This window comes from Rubritalea sp., assembly GCF_039830215.1.
Lineage (GTDB): Bacteria > Verrucomicrobiota > Verrucomicrobiia > Verrucomicrobiales > Akkermansiaceae > Rubritalea.
The window spans coordinates 1-2,242 of record NZ_JBDOPO010000335.1; the positions used below are offsets into that span (position 1 = coordinate 1).

A 2,242-nucleotide genomic window follows, 5' to 3' on the forward strand; every position below is an offset into this window, starting at 1 on the left:
GTAACACTGCATGACCAACTTACACATTCTTATGCATTACTGGACAAATACTTGTCGACCGGCGAGTCTCTGACGGTATGCGTGGGCTAGCACAGGCACTATTGGGGCTTCTCAGCCGGAGTATAGGGCATACTAACGGGGTGCTTAGTTGTGGAATACTCTACTCCGCTAGACAAGCAGGGTAGACATGATTGGGATGGATGATTTTCTGGTTATCCCTTCCTATGGTGATATTACTCGCACTTGCACACTTTCTTGTTGGCTACGACCTGAAGCTGGTGAGCAGCAATTAGAAGCGACGCAGTTCAGTGTCGCGTTGGTATTTTGAGCTCTTCGATGGGTAGTCTAATGTGTAGTGGATGCCTCTAGATTCTTTGCGCTGAATAGCGCAATCAACTATAAGAGCTGCTACTGTTACTAGATTACGTAATTCTAAGATGTCTGGGTTCACTTTGAATCCCCAGTAGTACTCGCGTACTTCTTTGCGGAGGTTTCGTAGTCGGTGGGCTGCTCGCTTGAGGCGGTTGTCTGTCCTAACAATAGAGACGTAATTCCACATCAATCGACGAAGTTCATCCCAGTTTTGTGAGATGAGGACTTGCTCATCTATAGGTGTCGCATCACCATCCTCCCATGCTGGGATAGGTGGAGAATTTGTTGAGACGAGTTGAAGTGGGTAGCTCTTAAGCATCGATTCTAGAGCTCGACGCGCAACGACATTTCCCTCTAATAGCGAGTTTGATGCTAGGCGGTTTGCTCCGTGAAGCCCTGTGCATGCAACTTCGCCGACTGCATAGAGCCCGCGAATTGTGGTTTTGCCGCTGGAGTCAGTCACAACTCCACCACATTGATAATGGGCGGCTGGGACTACTGGAATGAGTTGTGTTTCACAATCGAGCCCAAACTCGATTAGGGTATTGTAGATGTGCGGGAAGCGATCACGCATAAAGCCGGGTGGTTTATGTGTGACATCTAGAAATACGCAACTTGCGCCAGTTTTCTTAATTTCATGATCAATTGCTCTAGCTACAATGTCGCGTGGGGCGAGTGATCCTCTTGGGTCGTGCTCCAGTGTAAACTCTTCGCCATTGTCATTGACTAGGCGCCCGCCTTCACCACGCACTGCTTCGGAGACTAAGAATGAACGAGCCTTAGCGCCTACAGCTGCTGGGTTGTAAAAGCAGGTTGGGTGGAATTGCACAAATTCCATGTTTGAGATAGTGGCGCCTGCGCGCCAAGCCATTGCGAGTCCGTCGCCTGTTGAACTATCTGGATTAGTGGTGTATAAGTAGACTTTACCGCACCCACCAGTGGCTAAAACGATACGATCAGACCTATAGATTTTAACCTCACCAGATACCCCGTTTAGTACATACGCTCCTAGTACTCGATCCTCGGTGACGACGCCGAGCTTTCCAGTGGTGATGAGGTCTATCGCGAAGTGGTGTTTAAGAAAGGTGATGCTGGGGTGTGCTTTTACCTTTTCAATAAGTTCTGAGACGATGGCGTGGCCTGTGGTGTCTTTGGAATGTAGTACTCGTCGCTTGGTGTGGCCACCTTCGTTTCCTAGTTCGAAGAGCTCAGGGTTCTTGCTGTCTTTGTCGAAGGTGACTCCGTATTTAAGTAATTCATCTATGGTGTCAGTTCCCTCAGTGACGATATCTCTCACGACGTTTTCCTTACATAGGCCTGCTCCTGCATCTAGAGTGTCGGCAACGTGTTGCTCAAAAGAATCACCCTCAGCTCGTAGTTTTGGATCGAGTACTGCGGAGATACCTCCTTGGGCCCAAGCTGTATTAGAGTCGAGCGCATCACCTTTGGTGAGAATTGTTACAGCGCCATGTTCAGCTGCACGTAATGCAAAAGAAAGACCAGCGATGCCAGAACCGATGACTAGGAAGTCAGAAACCATATGTGGTGAGTGTGCGTTGCTTAGTTGCTAGGGACAAGCTCGATGTTGTCAATAAGTCTGACATCACCAAAAAATGCGGCGATCGTGATAAGAGATTTTTGAGTGACTCTCGCTTGGGGTAGTAGGGAGCTTGCGCAGACGCACTCTAGGTAGTCAATTTCAGCTAGCGGGGCATGAGTGTATAGGTGATTTCTAACCGCATCTATTAGTTGCGCGCTGCTGTCAACGCCTGACTCTAGAGATTGCTTAGCTAGGAGCATGGCTTCTCGTATAACGGGGGCTTGAGCTCTAGCTTTCGTAGTAAGACGGACATTACGTGATGAGAGGGCA

General features: G+C 48.8%; 2 protein-coding genes. Both read right to left on the reverse strand.

All coding sequences use genetic code 11. The features are described from left to right. Window positions 1-289 precede the first annotated feature (289 nt). Window positions 290-1,912 (reverse strand): L-aspartate oxidase, encoded by a 1,623-nt coding sequence (nadB, locus tag ABGY95_RS11380; RefSeq protein WP_347441804.1) that lies wholly within the window; start codon window positions 1,910-1,912, stop codon window positions 290-292. A gap of 20 nt (window positions 1,913-1,932) precedes the next feature. Next, on the reverse strand, window positions 1,933-2,242 hold a 310-nt coding region (locus ABGY95_RS11385), incomplete at its 5' end, for a pantoate--beta-alanine ligase (protein ID WP_347441805.1).

What these genes read in the sequence shown, in the direction of transcription:
- nadB (WP_347441804.1), bottom strand. Translation starts at nt 1,912, where the DNA reads ATGGTTTCTGACTTCCTAGTCATCGGTTCTGGCATCGCTGGTCTTTCT.